Annotated in this window: 21 protein-coding genes; 16 read left to right on the top strand and 5 right to left on the bottom strand. The window is 68.2% G+C overall.

The annotated features are described in order from the left end of the window. The first annotated feature begins 58 nt into the window (after positions 1-58). On the top strand, positions 59-961 hold the full coding sequence (locus CQ042_RS00610; RefSeq protein WP_105668303.1) for a tyrosine recombinase XerC: 903 nt from the start codon (positions 59-61) through the stop codon (positions 959-961). Positions 962-978: 17 nt separating this feature from the next. Here the strand turns inward: CQ042_RS00610 and CQ042_RS00605 are convergent, their stop codons facing one another. Further along, a complete protein-coding gene (locus CQ042_RS00605; protein ID WP_105668302.1) occupies positions 979-1,503 on the bottom strand; it encodes a murein hydrolase activator EnvC in 525 nt (174 codons plus the stop codon). Between the two features lie 307 nt (positions 1,504-1,810). Between CQ042_RS00605 and rpsB the strand changes: the two genes are divergently transcribed. From rpsB to CQ042_RS00560, 9 genes are all read left to right on the top strand, one after another. Continuing rightward, positions 1,811-2,761, top strand: coding sequence for a 30S ribosomal protein S2 (gene rpsB / locus CQ042_RS00600; protein ID WP_105668301.1), 951 nt, complete (start codon positions 1,811-1,813; stop codon positions 2,759-2,761). Positions 2,762-2,802: 41 nt separating this feature from the next. Next, the gene (gene tsf / locus CQ042_RS00595; RefSeq protein ID WP_105668300.1) at positions 2,803-3,630 is read left to right on the top strand and encodes a translation elongation factor Ts; all 828 of its coding nucleotides are present in this window, start codon (positions 2,803-2,805) and stop codon (positions 3,628-3,630) included. A gap of 92 nt (positions 3,631-3,722) precedes the next feature. Beyond that, positions 3,723-4,439 carry a UMP kinase gene (gene pyrH, locus CQ042_RS00590; RefSeq protein WP_017830711.1) on the top strand — a complete coding sequence of 239 codons (717 nt, stop codon included), beginning with the start codon at positions 3,723-3,725 and terminating at the stop codon, positions 4,437-4,439. Positions 4,440-4,507: 68 nt separating this feature from the next. Then, positions 4,508-5,062 (top strand): ribosome recycling factor, encoded by a 555-nt coding sequence (gene frr, locus CQ042_RS00585; RefSeq protein ID WP_105668299.1) that lies wholly within the window; start codon positions 4,508-4,510, stop codon positions 5,060-5,062. A gap of 5 nt (positions 5,063-5,067) precedes the next feature. Beyond that, complete coding sequence (locus tag CQ042_RS00580) at positions 5,068-6,219, top strand: phosphatidate cytidylyltransferase (RefSeq protein WP_105668298.1); 1,152 nt, start codon at positions 5,068-5,070, stop codon at positions 6,217-6,219. Further along, complete coding sequence (locus CQ042_RS00575; protein WP_105668297.1) at positions 6,219-6,797, top strand: DivIVA domain-containing protein; 579 nt, start codon at positions 6,219-6,221, stop codon at positions 6,795-6,797. Before CQ042_RS00580 ends, CQ042_RS00575 begins: the two co-directional genes overlap by 1 nt. A gap of 66 nt (positions 6,798-6,863) precedes the next feature. Then, positions 6,864-7,532, top strand: coding sequence for a transglycosylase SLT domain-containing protein (locus CQ042_RS00570; protein WP_105668296.1), 669 nt, complete (start codon positions 6,864-6,866; stop codon positions 7,530-7,532). A 9-nt stretch (positions 7,533-7,541) separates the two neighbouring features. Continuing rightward, positions 7,542-7,829 (top strand): hypothetical protein, encoded by a 288-nt coding sequence (locus CQ042_RS20640; protein ID WP_105668295.1) that lies wholly within the window; start codon positions 7,542-7,544, stop codon positions 7,827-7,829. Continuing rightward, a complete protein-coding gene (locus tag CQ042_RS00560) occupies positions 7,826-8,548 on the top strand; it encodes an alpha/beta hydrolase (protein WP_181157388.1) in 723 nt (240 codons plus the stop codon). The genes CQ042_RS20640 and CQ042_RS00560 overlap by 4 nt, the downstream gene beginning before the upstream one ends. A gap of 16 nt (positions 8,549-8,564) precedes the next feature. Here CQ042_RS00560 and CQ042_RS00555 read toward each other — a convergent pair whose 3' ends face one another. Further along, on the bottom strand, positions 8,565-9,626 hold the full coding sequence (locus CQ042_RS00555) for an AI-2E family transporter (RefSeq protein ID WP_105668294.1): 1,062 nt from the start codon (positions 9,624-9,626) through the stop codon (positions 8,565-8,567). A gap of 180 nt (positions 9,627-9,806) precedes the next feature. On the opposite strand from CQ042_RS00555, the gene CQ042_RS00550 reads away from it, so the two are divergent. Both CQ042_RS00550 and CQ042_RS00545 read left to right on the top strand, forming a co-directional pair. Then, a complete protein-coding gene (locus CQ042_RS00550) occupies positions 9,807-11,771 on the top strand; it encodes a glycosyl transferase (RefSeq protein ID WP_258131884.1) in 1,965 nt (654 codons plus the stop codon). Then, a complete protein-coding gene (locus CQ042_RS00545; RefSeq protein WP_105668293.1) occupies positions 11,768-12,691 on the top strand; it encodes a tetratricopeptide repeat protein in 924 nt (307 codons plus the stop codon). Before CQ042_RS00550 ends, CQ042_RS00545 begins: the two co-directional genes overlap by 4 nt. Positions 12,692-12,803: 112 nt before the next feature. Here CQ042_RS00545 and glgB read toward each other — a convergent pair whose 3' ends face one another. From glgB to glgX, 3 genes are all read right to left on the bottom strand, one after another. Beyond that, complete coding sequence (gene glgB / locus CQ042_RS00540; RefSeq protein WP_105668292.1) at positions 12,804-15,008, bottom strand: 1,4-alpha-glucan branching protein GlgB; 2,205 nt, start codon at positions 15,006-15,008, stop codon at positions 12,804-12,806. Further along, a complete protein-coding gene (locus CQ042_RS00535) occupies positions 15,005-17,077 on the bottom strand; it encodes an alpha-1,4-glucan--maltose-1-phosphate maltosyltransferase (RefSeq protein WP_181157387.1) in 2,073 nt (690 codons plus the stop codon). Before CQ042_RS00535 ends, glgB begins: the two co-directional genes overlap by 4 nt. Before the next feature lie 65 nt (positions 17,078-17,142). Next, positions 17,143-19,215, bottom strand: coding sequence for a glycogen debranching protein GlgX (glgX, locus tag CQ042_RS00530; protein ID WP_105668291.1), 2,073 nt, complete (start codon positions 19,213-19,215; stop codon positions 17,143-17,145). A 100-nt stretch (positions 19,216-19,315) separates the two neighbouring features. Between glgX and CQ042_RS00525 the strand changes: the two genes are divergently transcribed. From CQ042_RS00525 to CQ042_RS00510, 4 genes are read left to right on the top strand one after another with little or no spacing between them, the layout of a single operon-like run. Further along, positions 19,316-20,491, top strand: coding sequence for a cysteine desulfurase family protein (locus CQ042_RS00525; protein WP_105668290.1), 1,176 nt, complete (start codon positions 19,316-19,318; stop codon positions 20,489-20,491). A 9-nt stretch (positions 20,492-20,500) separates the two neighbouring features. Further along, positions 20,501-21,598 (top strand): tRNA 2-thiouridine(34) synthase MnmA, encoded by a 1,098-nt coding sequence (gene mnmA, locus CQ042_RS00520; protein ID WP_105668289.1) that lies wholly within the window; start codon positions 20,501-20,503, stop codon positions 21,596-21,598. Between the two features lie 38 nt (positions 21,599-21,636). Next, on the top strand, positions 21,637-23,970 hold the full coding sequence (gene ligA / locus CQ042_RS00515) for an NAD-dependent DNA ligase LigA (protein WP_105668288.1): 2,334 nt from the start codon (positions 21,637-21,639) through the stop codon (positions 23,968-23,970). Further along, positions 23,967-24,434: a hypothetical protein gene (locus CQ042_RS00510; RefSeq protein WP_105668287.1), complete on the top strand. Its 468-nt coding sequence runs from the start codon at positions 23,967-23,969 to the stop codon at positions 24,432-24,434. The genes ligA and CQ042_RS00510 overlap by 4 nt, the downstream gene beginning before the upstream one ends. Positions 24,435-24,455: the final 21 nt, after the last annotated feature.

Below are 24,455 nucleotides of genomic sequence, written 5' to 3'. Positions count from 1 at the left end.
CGAGGCATTCGACGGCGAGGCTGCCGCAGAGAGCACGCCGGCACGGCAAGCTGGAGAGATGGAACTCGCGGCCGCGACCGAGGCGTTCGTCGATCACCTGGAGCGGGTGCGGCGGTTGTCGCCCGCGACCGTGAAGGCATACCGATCGGACCTGCGAGATCTTGCGTCGGCGTCGGGCGGCCTGCCGATCGAAGCCGTCGATCTGGAGGTGCTCCGGGATTGGCTCTGGCGTGCAACGCAGCGAGGCGATGCCAGGTCTACGTTGGCCCGGCGCTCGGCTGCGGCGCGCTCGTTCTTCAGCTGGGCGAAGGAGCAGGAGCTCATCTCCCACGATCCGAGCCTGCGCCTGGTCGCACCCAAGAAGGGGCGCACGCTGCCCACGGTCGCATCGCGAGAGGCGATGTCGAGCCTTCTCGACGCGCACCGCGAGGCAGCGCAAGAGGGAGATCCGATCGCATTGCGGGATCACGCCATCCTCGAGCTGCTGTACGGATCGGGCGTTCGCGTCTCCGAGCTCTGCGGCCTTGACATCGATGATCTCGACCTCGACCGTGGCACGGCGCGGGTTCTCGGCAAGGGGGCGAAGGAACGAGTCGTGCCCTACGGAGCGCCGGCCCGCGACGCGCTGGTCGCGTACCTGCACCGCGGCAGACCCGTCCTCGTGGCACGAGCGCGGACGTTCACACCCGCGGTCGTCCTGGGCAGTCGAGGGGCGCGGATCGGACCACGGACCGTGTACGAGCTCGTCGCGAGGGTCCTGGGGCCGATCGTCGGTGCCGAGACCATCGGCCCCCACGCCTTGCGTCATACCGCGGCCACGCATCTGCTGGACGGTGGTGCGGACCTGCGTGCGGTCCAGGAGATCCTCGGCCACGCCAGCCTCGGGACCACGCAGATCTACACGCATGTGTCGACCGAACGCCTGGCGGCGACGTATCGGCTCGCGCACCCCCGCGCCTGACCGCGATCCGCGGAGAATCATCGCGATGCGCAGCAGGGGAGCAGCACGGCTCGAGGGACATCACCGAAGAGCAGCATCGGATTGATGTATGCGCCGTCGAGTCGCACACCGAGGTGGAGCGCACCCGGCGGGCTGTGACCGCCGACATCGACGTACCCGAGCGCCTGGCCGGCCGACACCGCATCGCCGGGGGCGAGGGTGGATCGGAGGGGCTCGAAGGTCGTGACGAGACCGTCGGCGTGGGTGACGGTGAGGAGCGGACGATCCACCACACCGCCACGGAACGCGACGACGCCGTCCGCCGGCGCGACGACCACGGCATCGACCGACGCGCCGAGATCGACACCTCGATGCCCGGGGCCGTAGTCATGTGCAGGCGCGCGATACTCGGCCACGACGACGTGCGGCCCCGTCAACGGCCAGGTCCAGCGGGGCGGGTCGCCCCGGTCGTCCGGATTCGACGCAGCGGCCGGGCTCGCCACCGCGAGCAGGAGCAGGAGGAGCGAAACCGCCCCCAGAACGGTTCGAGAGGATGAACGCATGGCAGGAGTCTGACTGTCGCGGTCGGCAGACGATGGCGCGGGAACCGGGTGCCCACGGCCGCGGGGAGAGGTCCGCAGATGCGCCCCAGGGTGCAGGATGAGTGCCGCGACCTGATCCTGTATGCTGGGGGAGCACCTCGAAATCGGGGTGACTACGCGTGCCCAAAGCGAATCACTTCGCGGCATCCACTCCCACAGGTCCTTCTCCTCGAGCAGGCGGGTGTGGGCCGGGCGCCAGGAAGCCAGATCATCTGATCGGCGAGACAACCTCAACGGCGCAGAAACGCGCCAGAACCAGGAGACGACCATGGCTGTGGTCACCATCCGCCAGCTGCTCGACAGCGGCGTGCACTTCGGACACCAGACCCGTCGGTGGAACCCGAAGGTGAAGCGCTTCATCCTCACCGAGCGCAGCGGCATCCACATCATCGACCTGCAGCAGTCGCTCGGCTACATCGACAAGGCCTACGACTTCGTCAAGGAGACCGTCGCCCACGGTGGCACGATCCTCTTCGTCGGCACGAAGAAGCAGGCGCAGGAGATCCTCGCCGAGCAGGCGACCCGCGTGGGCCAGCCCTTCGTGAACCAGCGCTGGCTCGGTGGACTCCTCACCAACTTCCAGACGATCTCCAAGCGTCTCGCACGCATGAAGGAGCTCGAGGAGCTGGACTACGAGACCCCGGCGAACAGCGGCTTCACGAAGAAGGAGCTGCTTCTCAAGAAGCGCGAGCTCGACAAGCTGCACAAGTCGCTCGGCGGTATCCGCAACCTCACCAAGACGCCTTCGGCCATCTGGGTCGTCGACGCCAAGCGCGAGCACCTCGCGATCGATGAGGCCAAGAAGCTCGGCATCCCGGTGATCGGCATCCTCGACACCAACGCCGACCCGGACGACTTCCAGTACCCGATCCCCGGCAACGACGACGCGATCCGCTCCGTCTCGCTGCTGACGCGCATCATCGCCGACGCCGCGGCCGAGGGCCTGCAGCAGAAGCACAACCCGGAGACGGGCGACGCCGAGCCGCTCGCCGACTGGGAGAAGGAGCTCCTCGAGACTCCGGCTCCCGAGGTCCAGGAGTCCGCTGACGCCGCCGAGGTCGTCACCGCAGATGACGCTGCTGCCGTCGTGGAGACGCCCGCCGCCGACGAGACCGCTGCCGACGAGGCCGGTGCTGAGGCACACGACGAGGCGATCGCCGCCGCTTCCGGTGAGGAGACCGCTGAGGTCGCCGCCGCCGAGGCTGCTGACGCCAAGTAATCCCTCGTACACACACCTAACGAAGCAAGGAGCCACCACACATGGCCAACTTCACCATCGCTGACCTCAAGGCGCTGCGTGAGCAGCTCGGCACGGGAATGGTCGACACCAAGAAGGCGCTCGAGGAGGCTGACGGAGACGTCGCGAAGGCCACCGAGATCCTGCGTCTCAAGGGTGCGAAGGGCAACGCGAAGCGCGCCGACCGTTCCACGAGCGAGGGACTGATCGTCGCCCGCGAGCAGGACGGCGCTGTGACGCTCATCGAGCTCGCCTGCGAGACCGACTTCGTCGCGAAGAACGAGCGCTTCATCGCGCTGGCCGACAAGGTCGCCGACGCCGCCGCAGCGGTCAAGGCCGACTCGGTCGACGCCGCCCTCGCGGCATCCGCCGGCGACAAGAGCGTCGAGCAGGTCATCTCGGAAGAGGCCGCGATCATCGGCGAGAAGGTCGAGCTGCGCCGCGTGCGCACGATCTCCGGCGACAAGGTCGAGGTCTACCTGCACCGTACGAGCAAGGACCTGCCGCCGCAGATCGGCGTCGTCGTCGCCTACTCGGGTGACGACGCGGAGACCGCGCGCAGCATCGCTCAGCACATCTCGTTCGCCAACCCGTCGTACCTGTCGCGTGCAGACGTTCCGGCCGACGCGGTCGAGAAGGAGCGCGAGATCGTCACCGAGATCTCCCGCAACGAGGGCAAGCCGGAAGCGGCTCTCCCGAAGATCGTCGAAGGCCGTGTCTCTGCGTTCATCAAGCAGGTCGCCCTGCTCGAGCAGGACTACGCCAAGGACAACAAGCTCTCTGTCGCCCAGGTGGCGAAGGACGCCGGTATCACCGTGACGGACTTCGCGCGCTTCAAGGTCGGCGCGTAGCACCGTCGAAGGGGTTCGGATCGCCAAGATCCGAACCCCTTCTTCATGCCCACGAGGCACTATCTTGAATCGGGACGAGAGGACACCCACCCATGACTGAACGCACCGGACGCCGCCGCGTCCTTCTCAAGCTCTCCGGAGAGGCCTTCGGAGCGGGGCAGCTGGGCGTCAGTCCCGACGTCGTCTCCCAGATCGCGCGGGACATCGCCGCGGCGGTGGATCGCGTCGAGGTCGCGATCGTCGTCGGCGGAGGCAACTTCTTCCGCGGGGCCGAGCTCAGCCAGCGCGGCATGGACCGGGGACGCGCCGACTACATGGGGATGCTGGGCACGGTCATGAACGCCCTCGCATTGCAGGACTTCCTCGAGCAGGCCGGGGCCGCCACGCGCGTGCAGTCGGCCATCTCGATGACCCAGGTCGCCGAGCCGTACATCCCTCGTCGCGCGGAGCGTCACCTCGAGAAGGGGCGTGTCGTGATCTTCGGTGCCGGCGCTGGTCTGCCGTACTTCTCCACCGACACCGTCGCCGCGCAGCGGGCGCTCGAGATCGGCGCGGATGAGGTCCTCGTGGCCAAGAACGGCGTCGACGCGATCTACACCGCTGATCCCAACAAGCATGCCGATGCGGAGCGCATCGAGCGGGTGACCTATCGTGACGCGCTGCAGCGCGGACTCAAGGTCGTCGATTCGACGGCCTTCAGCCTCTGCATGGACAACAGCATGGACATGCGCGTGTTCGGCATGGAGCCGGCGGGCAACGTGACCCGTGCGCTGCTCGGCGAGCCGATCGGAACCCTCGTCACCGCCTGAGTGTGTGACACGGCGGAGGACACTTCGCCCGATAGAATTTGCAGAACACCCCGACGATAGGAGTCACCGTGATCGCGGACGTCCTCGCTGAAACCACCACTCGTATGAACCGGGCGGTCGAAGCTGCCAAGGAGGACTTCTCCACGGTGCGCACCGGTCGTGCGAACCCGCAGATGTTCCAGAAGGTCCTTGTCGACTACTACGGCACGCCGACACCTATCGCCCAGCTCGCGTCGCTGGCGAACCAGGAAGCTCGCACGCTCATCATCACGCCGTACGACAAGTCGGCGCTGAAGGCGATCGAGCAGGCCATCCGCGACATGCCGAACCTCGGTGCGAACCCCACGAACGACGGCAACCTCGTCCGTGTGACGATGCCCGAACTCACGGCGGAGCGTCGCAAGGAATACGTCAAGCTCGTCAAGACCAAGGCCGAGGACGCGAAGGTGCACGTCCGCGGCATCCGCCGCAAGGCGAAGGATGAACTGGACGCGCTCAAGAGCGAACTCGGTGAAGACGAGATCGCGCGCGGCGAGAAGGAGCTCGACGGCCTGACGCGTCAGCACGTCGACCTCATCGACGACGCGCTGAAGCGCAAAGAGGCCGAACTCCTCGAGGTGTAGTCGGGATGTCTGACGAAACGCGAGACGCCGAGGATGACGGGGCGGTGACGCGTCGTGACGGGCGCGATGGCACGCCGTCCGGTGGCGTCCCGCTCGTCGACGCGGCCTTCCCGTCATTCGACTCGGCGGCTGTCCCGCCGCGCCCTCCTCTCCCGGGCCCGGAATCGACGGATGACGCGGCGCGGTCGCTCGGCGACCCGCTCGACACCGCTGATCACAACGCGATCCGCGAGCAGTGGCGGGCCGCACGAGACGAGCTCGGCAGCCATGTCTCGCATGCACGGGATCAGCTCGACCAGGCCAACGAGCGCATCAAGGAGCGCACCGGCCGCGATCTGATTCTGGCGATCCTGATCGGGCTCGCGTTCGGCGCGGCCCTGCTGGGATCCCTGCTGTTCCTCAAAGTACTGTTCGTGCCGTTCGCTCTCGCCGCCGCGCTGCTGGGAGTATACGAGCTCTCGCGGGCGTTGCGGGGTTCCGGGCGTCGGGTCGATGTCGTGCCACAGCTGATCGCCGCAGCCCTCCTGGTTCTCTCGGCGTATTTCGCCGAGCCCTGGCTGTGCTGGGTGATGCTCTTCGTGGCTGTCGCTTTCGTCATCGTGTGGCGACTCATCGCCCAGATGGTCGAGAAGGACGGGCGCACCTACGGCGATGTGCTGGCGGATGCCGCGATCAGCGGGTTCGTGCAGGTGTACGTGCCGTTCCTCGCCGGTATCGCGCTGATCCTGCTCAAGCAGGAGGGCGGTGAATGGTGGGTGCTCAGCTTCATCGCGATCGCGGTGGCCGCTGACACGGGTGCCTACGCCGCGGGCCTGGCTTTCGGTCGTCATCCGATGGCACCGAAGATCAGCCCGAAGAAGACCTGGGAGGGTTTCGGCGGCGCTGTCGTCGCGTCGCTCCTGGCCGGCGTGCTGCTCGCGATGTTCCTGCTCGAGCTGCCGTGGTGGGCGGGGCTGATCTTCGGCGCCTCCATCCTCCTCTCCGCGACACTCGGCGATCTCGGCGAATCCATGCTCAAGCGCGATCTCGGGATCAAGGACATGAGCTCCTGGCTGCCGGGTCATGGCGGTCTGCTGGATCGGCTCGACAGCATCCTCCCGTCGACGATTCCCGCGCTCTGCCTGTACTTCCTCCTCTCACCTTGGGTGGTGCTGTGATGACCGACAACCAGCTCGATGAGCACGAGACCCAGACGCCGCCCGCATTCGCGCTGACTTCTGGTCGCACGCGCGGCTATCATCGCGCGGCGGTCGACACTTTTCTCGCGTCGGCGCGGCGCGCGTTCGAGACCGGCGGAGACGAACTCGGCGCGGACGACGTCCGGGCCGCGTCATTCCCGCTCGTCAAGGGCGGCTACGTCGTCGCCGACGTCGACGCGGCGCTCGGTCGCGTGGAGGACGCATTCGCCGCCCGCGAGCGCGAGCGCGTCGTTCGTGAACAGGGTGCGGGTGCCTGGGTCGAGCAGGCCAGGTCGGATGCACAGCTGATCCTCGATCATCTGGCGCGACCGCGGCGTCATCGCTTCGCCCGCACGGGTGTGCTCACCTTCGGCTACCGCATCGATGAAGTCGATCACGTGTCGACGCGAATCGTGCGCTACCTCCGAGACGGCGACGCGCTGACGGCCGAACAGCTGCGCTCCGCGGCGTTCCGGATGCAGCGCGGCGGGTACCGCGAGGAACAGGTCGATGCGCTGCTCGATGCGACGATCGACGTGATACTCGCGGTACGTTGAGGTTCCTGATGGTCGATTCAGGCACCGTTGCGTAGACTGTCCCTCATCGTGAACTCCCGAAACGACATGAACCTCGAACGAAACGATCCCTCGCTGGCGCCCGCAGCGACGGCCCGCTCGGCGCGCAAGGGTGCTCCCCGCGTGTCACGCCGTCGTGGTGTGGTCAGCGTTCTCAGCGCACTGGCCGTGGTCGGGTTCGCCGGCGCGCTCGTCGCTCCGACCGGTGTCGCACTGGCGCAACCCGCCCAGCCGGATGCTCCGGATTCGGCATATTCTCTGGCTCTCGCCGACACACAGAACCTCACCGTCACGGTCGACGGCGCGGAGATCACCCCGGTGGTGCGTGGCAGCTTCGAAGTGTACGTGAAGCCGAAACCGCCGCCCCCTCCCGCGCCCACCGTCGCGGCAGCCCCCCGCAGCGGTTCCTCCGGCGGTTCGCTTCCTCCCTACTCGGGGGGAGGGGCGCCGGCGGAGTGGATGGCCGCGGCCGGTATCGCGCAGGGGGACTGGCAGTACGTCGACTACATCGTCTCCCGCGAAAGCGGATGGAACCCCAACGCCACGAACAAGTCCTCCGGTGCGTGCGGGCTGGTGCAGGCGCTGCCCTGCAGCAAGGTGCCAGGCAACGGATACAACCCGGTCGACAACCTCCGGTGGGCCACAGGCTACGCCACCGGCCGCTACGGCAGCTGGGCTGGCGCGTACAACTTCTGGACCAACAACCACTGGTGGTGAGCAGGCACGATGCCCCGCTCTCGCAGACGCCCTCCGGCGCGCCCTGACGCCGAGGATTCCTTCGACCGTCTTCTCGCCGGGTGGAAACGCTCCGAGACGCGTCGGGGTAGTGAGTGGACGGTCCAGCCGGTCTCTGCCGCACAGGCGCAGAAGGAGTACCTCTGTCCGGGATGCGGGCAGGGGATAGAAGCGGGCACCGCTCACCTCGTCGCCTGGCGCGCAGACGGCGTCCTGGGAGACGCGGCTGACCTCGCCGCCCGCCGGCACTGGCACACACACTGTTGGAGGATGGCATGAGCATCGAGATCCGAGGGCCGCTGGAGCTTCCGGCGCGACGCGAGGACATCGAACTGACGACCACAGACGGTCTGACGCTGGTCGGTGAACTCGCTGAGCCGGAGGCACGCGAACCCTTCGCGACGCTCGTGACGCTGCACCCGCTGCCCACTGCCGGCGGCTTCATGGACTCGCACATCATCCGGAAGGCGGCCGCCCGACTTCCCGCACTCGCCGATCTCGCGGTACTGCGCTTCAACACCAGGGGGACCACGTCTGCGCGGGGAACGAGCGACGGGGCGTTCGACGGCGGAGCGGCGGAGCAGTTCGACGTCGCCGCGGCCATGAGCTTCGTCCGTGATCGCGCGCTCCCGCGCCCCTGGCTTCTCGGATGGTCGTTCGGCACCGAACTGGCCCTGAAGTACGGTCGCGAGCACGATATCGAGGGCATCATCCTGCTTTCGCCGCCGCTGCACCGAGCGACGCCGGAGGAGGTCGCCGCGTGGGCTGCGACCGATCGGCCGGTCGTCGTCCTGGTCCCCGAGCTGGACGACTACCTGCGTCCCGCCGAGGCGAGAGAACGCTTCGCTGCGATTCCGCACGCCCAGCTGATCGCGGTCGAGGGCGGCAAGCACCTCTGGGTCGGTGAGACGCAGACGCGCCGCGTGCTCACGGAGATCGTCGCCGCCGTGAATCCCTCAGCGCTGCCACTGGGCACGCACTGGCCCCCGACGGACTGAGGGCTCTCTCTGGAATTCAGAGTTCGTTCATCCGCGGGATGAGCACCTGTCGGTAGATGATCAGGATGCTGGCCGCGACCGGGATCGCGATGAGGGCCCCGAGCAGGCCGAGGAGACTACCGCCGGCGAGTGCTGCGACGACGACGACCGCGCCGGGCACCGAGACCGCGCGGCTCATGATGCGCGGTGAGATCACATACGCCTCGATCTGCATGTAGATGAGGTAGTAGATGGCGGCGGCGATCGCGGTCGCCGGGGAGCCGAGACCCGGGATCAGACAGGCCAGCACGATGATCGTGGAGCCTGTCAGCGTGCCGACGAGCGGGATCAGCGAGAAGAAGAACGCGACGACTGCGAGGACGGCGGGGAACGGTGCATCGATGATCGTGAGGAAGATCGCGCTGAGCACACCGTTGATCACACCCTGCGTGACCTGACCCATGACGTAGTAGCCGACCGAGTCGGTGATCTGCTCGGACAGGTCGATGAAGCGGTCGCGCTTCGAGGCCGGGGCGAGCTGGTAGACGGCTCGTTTGAGGGACGGGGTCGACGCCGTCAGATAGATCGTCAGGATGAGGACGATGAACGCACCGAACAGGCCGCTGAGCACCGCACCGCTGGCGACGAGGAAGCCCTGCCCGATGGAACCGCCGATCTCGGCGAGATTCGTCGTGAGCCAATCCTCGACGTAGGCGAAGACATCGTCCACGAGAAGGTTCGGGAACGCCTCCGTCATCCATTCCTTGAGATCATCGATCGCGCTTCCGCGTTGGACGATCGCGGAGATCTGCGCGATCAGCTGTGAGATCTGGTCCACCAGCACCGGGAGGATGATGAGCACGATCCCCACGAACACGGCCAGGACCGCGAGGATCGTCACGAGGACCGCCAGCCAGCGGGGGAGACGCCGCCGCTCGAGGAACGACACCAGCGGATCGAGCCCGAGACTCAGGAACAGCGCGGTGCCGAGATACAGCAGCACGGTCGAGAGCGTCTGCACGCTGCTGATGAGCAGGATCCCCAATCCCACGCCGAGTGTCGCCACCAGGGCGGTGCGGAACGGATTGTGGATCTTCATGCGTCGACTCCTCGAGATGGATGCAGCAAGGCTATCGAGACGGCCCGTCCTGACCCCGGCGACGTGCCGACCCAGCACGCACTGCACCTGCTCGTGGGCAACACACAGCTGGTTTCGCTAGTCTGAAATGTCGAGTGTTGCGTCGCCGACGGATGTCGGCGATGCGTGAGGAGACTATTCGTGCGTTTCGTATGGGCCGTGGTGGCCTTCGTGCTGGCCGCGGTGCTGATCGGGGCGGGGATCGCCCAGCGCACCATATTCATGGGGCCGTCGTCGCAGCAGACGCAGGTCGCGATAGACGAACCGGCGCCGTTCGTGCTCATGGACGGTGAAGTGCTGCGGACGAATCCCGGTGCGCAGACGCTGATCGTGCGCGGCGAGGGTGAGATCTTCGGAAGCTACGGACGCACCCCTGACATGGAGGCATGGCTCGCCGTCTCCGACTACAACCACGTCACGGTGGGCAAGGACGGCGACCTCGAGGTCGAGCACGTCGAGGCATCCGAGGCCGAGGACGAGTCGACCGGTGGTGATGATCCTGCCGCCGAAGGCGCGGAGGGCGATGCGGGTGCTGAGGGCGACCCACCTGCCGCCGGGCAGGATCCGCGGGGCTCCGACCTGTGGCTCGACTCCTTCGGCGACGAGGATCGCCTCATCGCCGACAACATGCAGCTTCCCGAGGGGACCAGCCTGCTGATCGCCTACGACGGCACGGCGGACGCCCCTGACGACATCGTCGTCTCCTGGCCGCTGGACAACTCCACGCCGTGGGCCGGGCCGCTCATGGTGGCCGGTGGCATCCTGCTGCTGGTCGGTCTCATCCTCTACGTGCTCGGCATCCGTCACCAGCGCCGTGGACGCGGACCGCGGCGCAAGGGGCCGGGTCCGCTTCCGGCGACCGAACCCATCGATGTCGCGGTCCTTCCCCCGGCCGAGCGCGCAGCGATCGAAGAGACGGAATCCTCGGCTCCCGTGACAGCTCCGGCCGACGTCTCCGAGGGAGAGATCGAGGAGGCCGAGATCGTGGACGAGAGCAAGGACCCCGACGCGAAGACATCGATGCGTGCAGCGCCCCGTGCTCGGCGACGTCGCCTGCTGGCGCTTCCGGCTCTCGGGCTCACAGCGCTTCTCGCCGCTGGATGCTCGGCAGACTCCTGGCCGCAGTTCGGCGACGCGACGCCCTCGCCGTCTCCCAGCCCGACCGTGATCGCACCGGAGAATCAGAAGCCGCCGGCAGTCACCGACGCCCAGGCGAAGCGCATCCTGCAGACGCTCTCCGAGACGGTCGTCGAGGCCGATGCGGCGCTCGATCTCGACCTGGCCTCGACCCGTCTCGAGGGCCCGGCCCTCGCCGCACGGACCACCGAGTACGCGCTTCGCTCGAAGATCACCGACACGCCGGTCCCTCCGGCGATCCCGACCGACGACGTCGAGGTCGTGCTCCCCGAGGCCACCGATCAGTGGCCGCGCACGGTGCTCCTGCTCTCGAAGAACACCGGCGACGAGACCGTGCCGCCCGTGCTCCTCACGATGACGCAGGCGGACCCGTGGTCGAACTACAAGGTCACCAACATGGCCGAGATGTCGGCCGACGCGGCCTTCCCCGAGGTGGCCGCACCGTGGCTCGGCACGTCCCTCGTGCCCTCCGACTCGGCATTCCTCACGCTTCCGCCTGCCGACCTCGCGGCGACTTTCGCCGATGTCGTGGATGAGGGGGAGAAGAGCGAGTCCTACGATCTGTTCGATGACCTGGCACTGAACCTGGCGAAATCGATCACCGACAGCCGTCAGGCCGTCGTCCAGGGCCTCGCCGACAAGGGCGCCGCCGAGACGACCGCCGCGGCGTTCGACATGGCGCCGACCGCTGACGCGCCCGTCTCGATGACGACGCTCGACAGCGGCGCCATCGTCGCAGTCGCGCTCACCGACACCGAGACGGTGACACCGACCTCGGGAGACGTGGTGATCCGCTTCGGCGACAACGCGCAGGCCAAGGCCCTCACCGACGCCACGGAATCGGCGAAGGGTGTCGAGACGACGTATGAGTTCCAGCTGTTCTTCTCGGTCCCGGCGAAGGGATCGACGGAGCAGATCAGGCTCCTGGCAGTCCACCAGGACCTCTTGTCCGTGAAGGTGATCAAATGAGTGAAATCTCCCCGGCCGCACTGCGCGGCGCCGTCGACCTGTCGAGCCTCCGCAACCGTCCGGCCTCGCCGGCCGAAGGAGCTGCGGCGCCGAGCGTCGTCGATGTCGTGGTCGATGCGACCGACGAGTCCTTCGGACAGATCCTCGAGCTCTCGCGCACCGTTCCGGTCGTGGTCGACCTGTGGGCGGAGTGGTGCGGGCCGTGCAAGCAGCTGAGCCCGATCATCGAGAAGGTGACGCGTGAGCTCGGCGGACGTGTGCTGCTCGCCAAGGTCGACGTCGACGCGAACCCCCAGCTCGCCCAGAGCTTCCGCGCCCAGTCGATCCCCATGGTGGTCGCGCTGATCGCCGGCCAGCCGGTCCCGATGTTCACCGGTGCCGTCCCGGAGCAGCAGGTGCGCGACGTCTTCGCCCAGCTCCTCCAGGTGGCCGCACAGAACGGTGTCACCGGATCCCTCTCGGTCGCGCAGGAAGGGGACGCACCCGAGCCCCCCGCGGAGCCCGAGCTCCCTCCCTTGCACGCGGAGGCCTTCGCGGCGATCGAGGTCGGCGACTACACGGCGGCGATCCGCGCGTATGAGAAGGCTCTCGCCGAGAATCCTCGCGACGAGGATGCGCTCGCCGGCCTCGGACAGGTGCGTCTCCTCGACCGCGTTCAGGGACTGGATCTGCAGGCGGCGCGCGCGGCGGCAGCAGAAGGCCCCCGCGACGCGCAGGCGCAGTTCGACGTGGCGGATCTCGACCTCGCAGGCGGCCACGTCGAAGACGCCTTCGCCCGGCTGCTGGATCTCTTCGCTCACCTGCCCGCCGATCAGCGGACCCCGGTCAGGGAGCGTCTGGTGGAGCTGTTCGGCCTCATCGGGGCGGAAGATCCGCGAGTGGTGTCGGCCCGCAACCGTCTGTCGTCCCTGCTCTTCTAGAGCGCGTCCCGTGGACGTGCATCCCGGCGAGATGTCCTCGCGGAGGATGCGGTAGCGGAGTCGTGTCTCCACGCATCCGTCGATGGCTCGCTCGCCGGGCGCCGTGGGGGTCTCAGCCGTGGCTCACGGTCGGGACATGCGGATCGGATTGATGGCGCAGCCACAGTGTCGAAAGCGCGGGCAGGGTCACGGTCGCGACGGCGGGGCCGTTCTCCGGGCTCCGAGCGAAGACCATGCCGAGGTTGCCGGATCCGCGGCCTCCGTACTCGGCGGCATCCGTGTTGAGCACCTCCTGCCATACGCCTTCCCGAGGCAGGGCCAGCTGATGACCGGCGCGCTCGACACCGGCGAAGTTGCTGACGACGACGAGGCGTCCGCCGTGCGCATCGCGTCGTTCGAAGGCGATGACCGTCGGGTCCCAGCTCGGCGCGCCGAGACGGCTGAACGACGAAGCGTCGTTGTCTCGCGCCCAGAGCGGTGCTTGCGCGCGATAAGTGCGGTTCATCGCTCCGACGAAGTCCTGCAGCTGGGCGTGGGACGGCTGGTCGAGGAGCCACCAGTCCAGCTCACGGCCTTCCGACCATTCGGCGAGCTGACCGAACTCCTGACCCATGAAGAGCAGCTTCTTGCCGGGGTGCCCCCACATGTAGGCGAGGTAGGCGCGGACGTTGGCCAGCTTGTGCCAGTGATCGCCCGGCATCTTCGTGAGCAGGCTGCCCTTGCCGTGCACGACTTCGTCGTGGCTGATCGGCAGCAGATAGTTCTCGCCGAACGCGTAGACGAACGAGAACGTCATCTCGCCTTCGTGGTGCGCGCGGTACATCGGATCACGGGAGATGTACTGGAGCGAGTCGTTCATCCAGCCCATGTTCCACTTGAACCCGAACCCGAGGCCGGCGTGGTCGGTCGGCGCCGTGACCCCGGGGAAGCTCGTCGACTCCTCCGCGATCATCATGATGCCCGGATGCAGGCGATAAGCGGTGGCGTTCACCTCCTGCAGGAAACGGATCGCCTCGAGGTTCTCGCGACCGCCGTGGATGTTCGGCTCCCACTGGCCGGGCTCCCGCGAGTAGTCGAGATAGAGCATCGAGGCGACCGCGTCGACGCGCAACCCGTCGACGTGGAACTCCTTGAGCCAGTACAGAGCGTTCGCGACCAGGAAACCACGGACCTCGGGGCGGCCGTAGTCGAAGATGAGAGTGCCCCAGTCCTGGTGCTCGCCGCGACGTGGATCCGGATGTTCGTACAGCGCCTGGCCGTCGAAGCGCGCGAGTGCGAAGGCATCCTTGGGGAAGTGGCCGGGGACCCAGTCCATGATCACACCGATGCCCGCCTGATGGAGCCTGTCGATGAGGTACCGCAGGTCGTCCGGGCTGCCGAACCGACTCGTCGGCGCGTAGTAGCCGCTCACCTGGTATCCCCACGATCCGCCGAACGGGTGCTCGGCCAGGGGCATGAACTCCACATGCGTGAAGCCCGCGTCGGTGACGTGCTGGATCAACGGTTCCGCGATCTCGCGATATCCCAGGCCGCTGCGCCATGAGCCGACGTGGATCTCGTACACCGAGAGCGGCTGGGCGACGGCGTGCGTCGCGGCGCGTCTGGTCATCCAGGCGCCGTCCGACCAGCGGTACGTCGAGGTGGAGACGACCGAGGCCGTCTCCGGCGGTACCTCGGCGGCGAGGGTCATCGGGTCGGCCTTGAGGATCCAGGCGCCGTCGCGGGTGCGGATCTGATACTTGTACCGGGTGCCGATCGGCACTCCGGGGATGAAGAGCTCCCAGACTCCGCTGACGCCCATCGAGCGCATGGCGTGGGCCTCGCCGTTCCAGTCGTTGTGGTCGCTCACCACCCGAACGGCGGTGGCGTTCGGTGCCCAGACGGCGAACGAGACGCCGATCTCGCCGTCGAACGTGCGCAGGTGCGCGCCGAGCGCCTCCCAGAGACGCTCGTGCCGCCCCTCGGCGATCAGATGCAGGTCGAGGTCGCCGAGGGTCGGCGGGTGACGATACGGGTCTCCGGAGAGCGTCTCGTCGTGATCCCCGTAGCGGGTGGCGATCCGATAGGGGAGCGGGGGGCCGCTGTGCTGCGCCTCCCAGATGCCGTGCGCGACGTGGCTGAGTGCGAGCCGGCTGCCGTCGCCGAACACCGCGGCCACGTCGGAGGCGAGCGGGCGCCGCGCACGGATGACGGTGACCGTGCGATCGGCGGCGTCCTTGTGGGCGTGCGGCCCGAGCACGGAGTGCGGATCGTGATGGGTGGCCGAGGAGATCGCCTCCCATTCCGTGGATGCGGCGACGTCTTCCGTGTAGCTCATGATCGCTCCCTCACCTTCAGGATGTGCACCGGCTCGGCGAAGGCGTCGAGTCGCACGTAGTTGTGGTCGCTCCAGGTCCAGACGTCACCCGTGAGCAGATCCTCCACCTCGAACGACGCGCCCAGGGGAACACCCCATCGCGTGGTGTCGAGGTGCACCGTCGTCTCGCGCACCGAGTGCGGATCGACGTTGGCGACCACGATGATCGTGTCCGCGTGCCCCGTGCCGGTGAAGGGCGCCGCGAGATGCTTGCTGTAGACGAGGACGGCATCGTCGTCGCTCCAGTGCGTCGAGAGGTTTCGGAGCTGCCGCAACGCGGGGTGGGAGCCGCGGATCTCGTTGAGTCTCCTGAGCAGAGGCGCCAGAGACTCTCCCCGAGCCTCGGCGCCGTTCCAATCCCGGAACTTGTACTCGTACTTCTCGTTGTCGATGTTCTCTTCGGATCCGGGGCGTGCGACGTTCTCGAACAGCTCGTATCCGGCATACACGCCGTACACGGGACCGGCCGTCGCCGCGATGCAGGCGCGGATGCGGTACGCGGCCCTGCCCCCGAACTGCAGGTACTCCGTCAGGATGTCGTGTGTGTTGACGAAGAGATTCGGCCGCATGTAGTCGGACGTCTCGTGTGCCACCGAGGTGAGGAACTCCTCCAGCTCCGCCTTGGTGTTCCGCCAGGTGAAGTAGCTGTAGCTCTGCTGGAAGCCCACCGCGGCGAGCGCGCGCATGACGGCCGGGCGTGTGAAGGCCTCGGCGAGGAAGATCACGTCGGGGTCGGCGGCGTTGACCTCGGCGATGAGCCATTCCCAGAACTGCAGGGGCTTGGTGTGCGGATTGTCGACGCGGAAGATCTTCACACCCTGCGCGACCCAGTGCCGCACGACCCTCAGCATCTCGGCCGCGATGCCCGCGGGGTCGTTGTCGAAGTTCAGCGGATAGATGTCCTGGTACTTCTTGGGCGGGTTCTCGGCATATGCGATGGTGCCGTCGGGAAGCGTGGTGAACCACTCCGGGTGCTCGGTCACCCACGGGTGGTCGGGGGAGGCCTGGAGCGCGAGGTCGAGTGCGACCTCGAGACCCTCCTTGCGTGCGGCGCGCACGAAGGCGCGGAAGTCCGCCGCGGTGCCGAGATCGGGGTGGATGGCGTCATGTCCTCCTTCTGCGCCACCGATCGCGTAGGGGGAACCCGGATCACCGGACTCGGCCGTGAGGGTGTTGTTTCGTCCCTTGCGGTTGGTGGTCCCGATCGGATGGATCGGGACGAGGTAGACCACGTCGAAGCCCATCGCCGCGACCTCGGGAAGCCGTTTCGTCGCCGTGCGGAACGTGCCGCTCTTCACGGTGCCGTCCTTCGTGCGCCTGGCGCCTTCGGACCGGGGGAAGAACTCGTACCAGGCGCCGACCCCGGCTGCGACGCGATCCACGTTCAGCGGGTGTTCCTCGGTGGCGGAACGGAGTGTCGTCACCGGCCGCTCGCGGAAGATCTGCGCCAGCGCGGCATCCGTCGCCGCGGCGAACGTCGTCTCCGCGTCGCCGATTCGCAGCGCGTCCGCGTCGGAGAGGAGCCGCTTACGCTGCGCGGAGGGACGGTCCTTCTCCGCGGCGGCTCTGGTGAGCAGATCGGCGCCGAGAGCGGCCATCACGGGGACGTCGACACCGGCGGCGACCTTCACCTCCGCAGCGTGCGCCCAGGTCGCGAAGTCGTCCGAGAAGGCCTCGAACCGGAAGAGCCATGCGCCCTGTTCGTCGAGAGCGATGCTCGTCGCCCAGGCGTCGGTACCGTCGTTGCGCGGCGACAGCCGATGCAGGGTCTGCTCGCCGGACGGCGAGGTGAGACGCACATGCACGCCGATCAGGTCATGGCCCTCGCGGAAGGCGACGACGCTGAACGGGACGACCTCCCCGACGAACGCCTTCGGGGGGAATCCCCCCGGTACTGCCGGGGAGGCACGCAGGAGCGGGAGACGCGTCGTTCGCAGCGCTCCGGGGACATCCGCGTCGCCCAGGGCGCGCGCCGGGATCTGAGCGGGGCTCCGAAGAGCCGAGGACCGAGTACCAGCACGTGCAGCCACATCCCGAATGTACCGCGCGGACCCGGCGGCGGGTAGCGCGCCGCGTGGTGCGTCGGGAGCCGGGGTCATTCGATCCGGAACAACCTCATCGACGTCCCGGAGACCGGCAGCACATCACCCGGAGCGAAGACCTCCTCCTCGTCGGACGGACGCTCCTGAGCACTCGACCACAGCGACACGAACCGGGTCGCGTCCTCGATCTCATCGGGCAGGCGCACGTCGATCGGCGACTCCGTCCCGTGCACGATCAGCAGGATGCGGTTGTACGCCTCGGTGTCGGGGGTGGATGCCGCGACATACTGCAGCGTCCTGTTCCCGGGGTCGGCCCACTGCCCCTGCTCCATCGTCTCGCCGTTCTGGTCGTACCAGTCCATGACCGAGGCGTTGGGGATGTGCTCGCCGAGTCGCGCATAGCGGCTGGGTCGGAGTGCCGGGTTCTCCTGCCGCAGACGGATCAGTCGGGAGACATGCGCCCGGAGGTCTTCCTGCCACGGCTCGAACTCCCACCCGAGCCAGGTCAGTGCGGAGTCCTGCGCGTAGGCGTTGTTGTTGCCGCGCTGCGTGCGCCCGACCTCGTCTCCCGCCGTGAGCATCGGAATACCGGCCGAGAGCAGCAGAGTCCCCAGGAGGTTGCGCATGGCCTTGCGACGTGCGGCGAGGATCGTCGGGTCGTCGGTCGGGCCCTCGATCCCGTGATTGAACGCGCGGTTCATGTCGGCGCCGTCGCGGTTCTGCTCGCCGTTCGCCTCGTTGTGCTTGACGTCGTACGAGACCAGATCGTGCAGGGTGAAGCCGTCGTGCGCGGTGACGAAGTTGACGCTCGCCAGCGGACCGCGATCTTCGCTGAACGTGTTCGACGAGCCGGCGAGGCGTGTCGCGAAACCGCCGATGCCGACCGGGGCCGATGCGCGCCGGGCGTAGTCGATGTCGCTCAGCCAGAAGTTGCGCACGCGGTCGCGATAGCGGTCGTTCCACTCGTGCCATCCGGCCGGGAAGTTGCCTGTCTGCCATCCGCCGAGCCCGACGTCCCACGGCTCGGCGATGAGTTTGGTGTCGGCGAGGACCGGATCGTTCGCGATGGCCGCGAGGAGGGGGTGCTCGGGGGTGTACGTGTGCGCACCGTCGCGGGCGATCGCGGTCGCGAGATCGAAGCGGAAGCCGTCGATCTGCATCTCCTGCGCCCAGTAGCGGAGCGAGTCGAGGACGAGCCTGGCACCGGCATCGGTCGCCGTGTTCAATGTGTTGCCGCATCCGGTCGTGTCGACGTACACGCCGGACTCGTCCTGGCGGTAGTAGTTCGCGTTGTCGATGCCGCGAAGGCTCGAGCGCGGGCCGCCGATACCTTCTTCCGAGGTGTGGTTGTAGACGACGTCGAGGATCACCTCGAGACCGGCCTCGTGCAGCAGCCGGACCATGCCCTTGAACTCGGCGAGCACCGCCTCGGGGCCCTCCTTGCGGGCGTCCTCGGTGGCGTAGGCGGTGTGCGGTGTGAAGAAGTTCAGGGTGTTGTAGCCCCAGTAGTTCGTGAGCCCGCGCTCCAGCAGGCGAGGTTCGGGCACGAACGCGTGCACGGGCAGAAGTTCGATCGAGGTGATCCCGAGCGAATGGAAGTGTTCGATCATCGCCGGGTGGGCGAGGCCTGCATAGGTGCCGTGGAGGGCCGGGGGAACCTCGGGATGACGCTTGGTGAGCCCCTTGAGGTGGCCCTCGTAGATCACGGTGCGATCGAGTGGGATGCGCGGTTTCCGGGAATCGCCCCAGTCGAATCCGTCGACGATGACCACCGAGCGCCACTCCTCGTAGCCGTCTCCCTGAGCGAGGCCGCGGGCGTACGGATCGAGCAGCAGGGTCTCCGGGTTGAAGGTGTTCCCCGTGCCGTGCGGGCCTCCGACCCGGATGGCGTACCGGACTCCCGGCTGGAGGAGCTCCGAGGAGACCTCCCAGATGCCGCCGGCAAGACGCGCGAGCGGCACTTCGTCGGTCGCCCAATCGAGGTCGGTGGCGTCGAAGACGACCAACTCGATCGACGAGGCGTTCTGCGACCAGACGCGCAGGGTGCCGACGCCGTCGTGGAGACGGACGCCGAGGTTGTCGAGGGCGGGGCCGCCGGGCACGGTGAGGTCTCGGGACGCGGGCATGAGTACACACTAGGCGCGATGTGTTGCAGTCTCATGTCAGGGCATACCCGGTTCCATGCGCCAGGGCCCGCGACCGGTGGTTTCGCGAGAGAATCGAAGGATGCGGCACTATCTCGATCACGCGGCGACCACACCGCTTCGCCCCGAGGCGCGCGATGCCTGGATCGCGGCGTCGGAGACGGTCGGCAACGCCTCTTCGACGCACGGCGCCGGACAGGACGCCCGCCGGCTGCTCGAGGAATCGCGTGAGCGCGTCGCCGCGGTTCTGGATGCCGACCCGATCGAGATCGTCTTCACCTCCGGGGGCACGGAGTCGATCAATCTCGCGTTGCAGGGGATGTGGCGTGCCCGGCCGGAGGGTACCTCGGCGATCGTGATGCCCGACGCGGAGCACCACGCGACCATGGACACGGTCGCAGCGCTCGTCGACGAGGGTGCGCAGCTGCGGCGGGTGCCGGTGAGCGCCACAGCTCGGATCGACGCGGGTGCGTTCGCGGCGGCCCTCCCGCAGGCGGCACTCGCGACCGCGCTCGTGGCGAACAACGAGGCGGGCACGATCAATGACGCGGGTGCGCTCACCGCCGCCGCCGCGACCGCCGGAGTCGCCCTCCATCTCGACGCCGTGGCGGCACTCGGCCATGTCCCGCTCTCGTTCCGCGCGCTGCGTGGGGAGGCGGGAGTCGGGGTCGGGCTCGTGGCGATGAGTGTCGCCGGGCACAAGATCGGAGCTCCCGTCGGCGTCGGCGTCCTCGTCACGGCCCGTTCGGCTCGCGTGACCGCGCTGCTCCGCGGGGGAGCGCAGCAGCGGGGACTCCGTGCCGGTACTCAGGACATCGCGGGAGCGGCCTCCTTCGCCACCGCCCTGGAACTCGCCGAGACCGAGCGTGCGGGGGAGGCGGCGCGCCTGGCTGCACTGCGTGACCGCCTCGTCTCCGGAATCCTCTCCTCCGTGCCGTCCGCCGAGCTCCTCGGTGAGCCGACCGACCGTCTTCCGGGTAACGCTCATGTGCTGTTCCCCGGGGCAGTGGGGGAGAGCCTGCTGTTCCTCCTCGACGTCGTCGGCGTCGCCGCCTCGACGGGATCAGCCTGCCAGGCAGGCGTCGCCGAGCCCTCTCACGTGGTCATGGCGATGGGGCGCAGCGAGCGGGACGCCCGCAGCGTGCTGCGATTCTCGCTCGGCCGCACCTCTGTCGACGCCGATGTCGATGCGGTGCTCGCCGCGATCGCCGATGTCTATGCCCGCGCATCCGGCGCCGGCACAGCCGCACGCTCGTAGACTGGTGACATGCGGATCCTTGCGGCCATGAGCGGTGGCGTCGACTCCGCCGTCGCGGCCGCCAGGGCCGTGGAGGCGGGACACGACGTCGTCGGCGTGCACCTCGCCCTCTCCCGAGCCGGCGGAACCCTGCGCACGGGCAGCCGCGGATGCTGCACCATCGAGGACGCACTCGATGCCCGTCGCGCCGCCGACCTGCTCGGCATCCCGTTCTATGTGTGGGACTTCTCGGAACGCTTCCGCGACGACGTCATCGACGACTTCATCGCCGAGTACCAGGCGGGCCGCACGCCGAACCCCTGCATGCGCTGCAACGAGAAGATCAAGTTCGCCGCCCTCCTGGAGCGGGCCATCGAGCTCGGCTTCGACGCGGTGTGCACCGGTCACTACGCGACCCTCGTCGACGGGGACGGCGGCCTGGAGCTGCATCGTGCGTCCGACAACGCCAAGGATCAGTCCTACGTGCTGGGCGTGCTCACGGCCGAGCAGCTCGCGCACACCTACTTCCCGCTCGGCACCACCCCTTCGAAGGCGATCGTGCGCGCCGAGGCCGAGGCGCGCGGTCTGAGTGTCGCGCAGAAGCCCGACAGCCACGACATCTGCTTCATCCCCGACGGCGACACCCGCGGCTGGCTCGCCGAGAAGGTCGGCACCGCCACGGGCGAGATCGTCGACCGCAGCGGCGAGGTCGTCGGCTCTCACGAGGGCGCCCACGCGTTCACGGTCGGGCAGCGTCGCGGCCTCAAGCTCGGCGTCCCGGCGCCGGACGGCAAGCCGCGATTCGTCCTCGAAGTGCGTCCCGTGTCGAACACCGTGGTCGTCGGTCCGAAGGAGGCGCTCGCGATCGCCGAGATCGCGGGGGAGCGGTTCAGCTGGGCCGGAGCCGCGCCGATCGAATCGTCCTTCCCCTGCCACGTGCAGATCCGTGCCCACGCCGAGCCGGTGGCCGCGAACGCGGAGGTCTCCCACGCCGGCGTGCGCGTCACGCCGGAAGTACCGCTCGACGGCGTCGCTCCCGGACAGACCGCCGTGCTCTACGTCGGCACGCGCGTGCTCGGGCAGTTCACGATCGACACCACGGTCTCGGCCGTTCCCGTCGGCGCGTAGACCCTTCCGGTGTCGGTGCCCGCTCGTAGACTGACGGGGTGCCGGAGAACATCTCGCTGGAAGACGCCCGAACCGAAGCCGAGGAGCTGACCACTCGTATCCTCGACGCGAAAGAGGCCTACTACGGCCGCGACGCCTCGGTCGTCGACGACTTCACCTACGACGGATGGATGCATCGGCTCGAGGAGCTCGAGCGGCTGCATCCCGAGCTCCAGGGGCAGGATTCGCCCACCCAGATGGTCGGGGCGGCCGAGGCGACGGGGCTCGCGACCGTCGAGCACGCCGAGCGGATGCTCAGCCTCGACAACGTGTTCTCCGTCGACGAGCTGAGGGAGTGGGCGGCGAAGACGAAGGCCTCGGCCGGGCGTGAGGTCGCCTGGCTCACCGAGCTGAAGATCGACGGGCTGGCGATCAACCTCCGCTACGAGAACGGCGTGCTGACCTCTGCGGCCACCAGAGGAGACGGACGCGTCGGCGAGATCGTCACCGAGAACGCGCTGCGACTCCCCGAGATCCCGAACCGGCTGAGCGGGGAGGGGCATCCCCCGATCGTCGAGGTGCGCGGCGAGGTCTTCATCCCCGTTGCGGCCTTCGAGCGCCTCAACGCCGCGCAGGCGGCATTCCGAGATCGCGCCTACGCCGATGCGCTCGAGCGATGGGAGTCGCGCGGTGGGGTGAAGAAGCCCTTCGACGAGGAGAAGGCGCGCACGGCGGCCGCCCGGCGCTTCCCGTCGTTCGCGAACCCGCGCAACGCGGCGAGTGGCGGACTCCGTCAGCAGATCGACAAGAAGAACGGCCTCGAGCTCGAAGCCGGGCTGCTGCGGATCGAGTCGCTCGCCCTCTACGTGCACGGCATCGGCGCATGGACGAACCCTCCCGTCGCCGCGCAGAGCGAGGTGTACGACCTGCTCGCGCAATGGGGGCTGCCCACGAGCCCGCACACCAGGGTGTGCGCATCCATCGACGAGGTCGTCGCATTCGTCGAGTACTTCGGGGAGCACCGTCACGACATCGAGCACGAACTCGACGGCATCGTGGTCAAGGTCGACGAGCTCGAACTCCATGACGAGCTCGGCGCGACGAGCAGGGCCCCGCGCTGGGCGATCGCCTACAAGTATCCGCCGGAAGAGGTGCAGACCACGCTGCTCGACATCGTCGTGTCTGTCGGCCGCACCGGCCGTGCGACGCCGTTCGCGGTGATGGCTCCTGCGCACGTCGCCGGCTCCGTGGTGCGTCAGGCGACCTTGCACAATAAAGACGTCGTCAAGGCGAAGGGCGTGCTGATCGGCGACACCGTCGTGCTGCGCAAGGCCGGCGACGTGATCCCGGAAGTCCTCGGCCCTGTGGTCGAGAAACGCGACGGCACCGAACGCGAGTTCGTGATGCCCGTCGAGTGCCCGGAGTGCGGCACGCCGCTGCGAGCGATGAAGGAGGGCGACATCGACCTGCGGTGCCCGAACGCCCGTTCCTGCCCGGCGCAGGTGCGCGGACGTGTCGAGCACATCGGCTCCCGTGGCGCGCTCGACGTCGAGGCGCTGGGAGAGGTCACCGCGGCAGCACTGACGCAGCCGACGTCGCCGGTGGTCCCGCCGCTCGAGACCGAGGCGGGGCTGTTCGCCCTCACCCTCGAGCAGCTCGTGCCCATCGAGCTCTTCGTGCGCGATGCCGAGACCGGACTGCCGAAGGAGGACGAGGACGGGGTCGTCAAGACACGCGCCCCCTTCCGCCGCAACCCGACGGCGGCAGAGAAGAAGTCCGGCATCGAAGGCCCCCAGCCCTCGTCGCAGGCGCTCACGCTGCTCGCCGAGCTCGAGAAGGCGAAGACCAAGGATCTGTGGCGCCTTCTGGTCTCGTTGAACATCCGTCACGTCGGCCCCGTCGCCGCCAGGGCGCTGGCGCAGTGGTTCGGGTCGCTGGAAGCGATCCGTGCGGCATCGCGCGACGAACTCGCCGCTGTGGAGGGAGTGGGCGGGATCATCGCCGATTCGCTGCTGGCGTGGTTCGATGTGGATTGGCACCAGGAGATCGTGCAGCAGTGGGCGGATGCCGGGGTGCAGTGGTCGACACCCGGACACCCCGGGCCGGGAGCCGCCGTAGCCGCGGGCGGCGTGCTCGAGGGGCTCACGGTCGTCGCGACCGGTTCCCTCGACGGCTACACGCGAGACGGTGCGCAGGAGGCGATCATCAACGCGGGCGGCAAGGCCGCGTCGAGCGTGTCGAAGAAGACCGACTTCGTCGCCGCCGGCCCCGGGGCGGGCTCCAAGCTCGCGAAGGCCGAGGAACTCGGCCTCCGCATCCTCGACGCGGCGCAGTTCCATATCCTCGTCACCCAGGGCCCCGATGCGCTCCCGCGCACGGGCGAAGGAGCATGAAGCGCTACGGACCGCTGATCGTCGTGTCGGAGGCACTCGCGGTCGGAGACCCCGGACGCCATCATCTTCGCCTGACGCCGGATGCGGTGATCATCCGCGAAGGTGTCGACAACCGCGGAATCGTGCCGTGGGCGGATGTGGAACAGATCGCGCTCGACGTGCCGACGACGAGGTTCCGTCTCCCCGGTCTCGTCGGGACGATCCTGCTCGGCGCGCTGACAGCGGCGTTGCTGACCGATCCGGGCGTCGACCCCGACGACGGCACGGTGACGATGACGGTCGACGGGGAAGTCCGCACCGTCCCGCTGAGCCGGCATCATGTCGGAGGCTACTGGGCGCCGACGGTCGCCGGTGCGCATCGACTGATCGCTCACCTCATCGCGCACCCGGAACAGCGGGCCCTTCTGGCCCATCCCGAGCAGCTGATCGACGTCGCGGCGCAACTCGCGCGCGGAACGGGATAGTCCGTCCCACGCGCGAGTCGG

The organism is Microbacterium sp. MYb62 (genome assembly GCF_002979475.1).
Taxonomy (GTDB): Bacteria; Actinomycetota; Actinomycetes; order Actinomycetales; family Microbacteriaceae; genus Microbacterium.
Note: the sequence above shows the minus strand (reverse complement) of the source record. Positions and strands in the feature narration are given on the sequence as shown.

Coding starts and splice junctions, on each gene's coding strand:
- CQ042_RS00610 (WP_105668303.1), top strand. CDS start 59: ATGGAACTCGCGGCCGCGACCGAGGCGTTCGTCGATCACCTGGAGCGG.
- CQ042_RS00605 (WP_105668302.1), bottom strand. CDS start 1,503: ATGCGTTCATCCTCTCGAACCGTTCTGGGGGCGGTTTCGCTCCTCCTG.
- rpsB (WP_105668301.1), top strand. CDS start 1,811: ATGGCTGTGGTCACCATCCGCCAGCTGCTCGACAGCGGCGTGCACTTC.
- tsf (WP_105668300.1), top strand. CDS start 2,803: ATGGCCAACTTCACCATCGCTGACCTCAAGGCGCTGCGTGAGCAGCTC.
- pyrH (WP_017830711.1), top strand. CDS start 3,723: ATGACTGAACGCACCGGACGCCGCCGCGTCCTTCTCAAGCTCTCCGGA.
- CQ042_RS00580 (WP_105668298.1), top strand. CDS start 5,068: ATGTCTGACGAAACGCGAGACGCCGAGGATGACGGGGCGGTGACGCGT.
- CQ042_RS00575 (WP_105668297.1), top strand. CDS start 6,219: ATGACCGACAACCAGCTCGATGAGCACGAGACCCAGACGCCGCCCGCA.
- CQ042_RS00570 (WP_105668296.1), top strand. CDS start 6,864: ATGAACCTCGAACGAAACGATCCCTCGCTGGCGCCCGCAGCGACGGCC.
- CQ042_RS20640 (WP_105668295.1), top strand. CDS start 7,542: ATGCCCCGCTCTCGCAGACGCCCTCCGGCGCGCCCTGACGCCGAGGAT.
- CQ042_RS00560 (WP_181157388.1), top strand. CDS start 7,826: ATGAGCATCGAGATCCGAGGGCCGCTGGAGCTTCCGGCGCGACGCGAG.
- CQ042_RS00555 (WP_105668294.1), bottom strand. CDS start 9,626: ATGAAGATCCACAATCCGTTCCGCACCGCCCTGGTGGCGACACTCGGC.
- CQ042_RS00545 (WP_105668293.1), top strand. CDS start 11,768: ATGAGTGAAATCTCCCCGGCCGCACTGCGCGGCGCCGTCGACCTGTCG.
- glgB (WP_105668292.1), bottom strand. CDS start 15,008: ATGAGCTACACGGAAGACGTCGCCGCATCCACGGAATGGGAGGCGATC.
- glgX (WP_105668291.1), bottom strand. CDS start 19,215: ATGCCCGCGTCCCGAGACCTCACCGTGCCCGGCGGCCCCGCCCTCGAC.
- CQ042_RS00525 (WP_105668290.1), top strand. CDS start 19,316: ATGCGGCACTATCTCGATCACGCGGCGACCACACCGCTTCGCCCCGAG.
- mnmA (WP_105668289.1), top strand. CDS start 20,501: ATGCGGATCCTTGCGGCCATGAGCGGTGGCGTCGACTCCGCCGTCGCG.
- CQ042_RS00510 (WP_105668287.1), top strand. CDS start 23,967: ATGAAGCGCTACGGACCGCTGATCGTCGTGTCGGAGGCACTCGCGGTC.